The organism is Bartonella capreoli (genome assembly GCF_902813205.1).
GTDB classification, from domain to species: Bacteria; Pseudomonadota; Alphaproteobacteria; order Rhizobiales; family Rhizobiaceae; genus Bartonella; species Bartonella schoenbuchensis.
The window spans coordinates 1-508 of the sequence record NZ_CADDZX010000145.1 but is presented as its reverse complement, the minus strand read 5'-3'; the positions used below and the strand labels follow the sequence as shown (position 1 = coordinate 508).

Below are 508 nucleotides of genomic sequence, written 5' to 3'. Positions count from 1 at the left end.
AAGGTTTTTACACCGTTAGTGCAAATCAAATGAATCCTTATTCAAAATATTATCTTGCTTTTAATATAGGATTTCCCAACCTTTATGATCAAGCGAATGGCCGAACAGGAAGTAATCTTATGGTGCATGGTTCTTGCTTTTCTGCTGGTTGTTACTCTATGAGTGATAAAAATATGGCACAGATTTATGCTTTTGCGCGGGATGCTTTTAGAGGGGGACAGAAAGAATTTCAGTTGCATGCTTTTCCTTTTCGCATGACCGATGCTAATATGGTACGTCATAGATCTGATCCCCATTATCAATTCTGGGTTATGCTTAAGAAAGGTTATGATTTTTTTGAAGAAAATCGTATGCCTCCCACGGTTGATGTTTATGAAAAACATTATGTTTTTAATCGTGGTCTTGATAAGGTTTCTAGTGCTTTAAAGCCGTGATGTTATCTTATCGTAAAGTGGAGTTCACCTTTAATTTTTTTCAGAATGCTTTATTCTTTTATCTGTAATGCTGT

General features: G+C 35.4%; 1 pseudogene. It reads left to right on the top strand.

The window, feature by feature from the left end:
• Positions 1-434: pseudogene (locus J7R05_RS07770) on the top strand (L,D-transpeptidase family protein); the annotation flags it as partial.
• Positions 435-508: the final 74 nt, after the last annotated feature.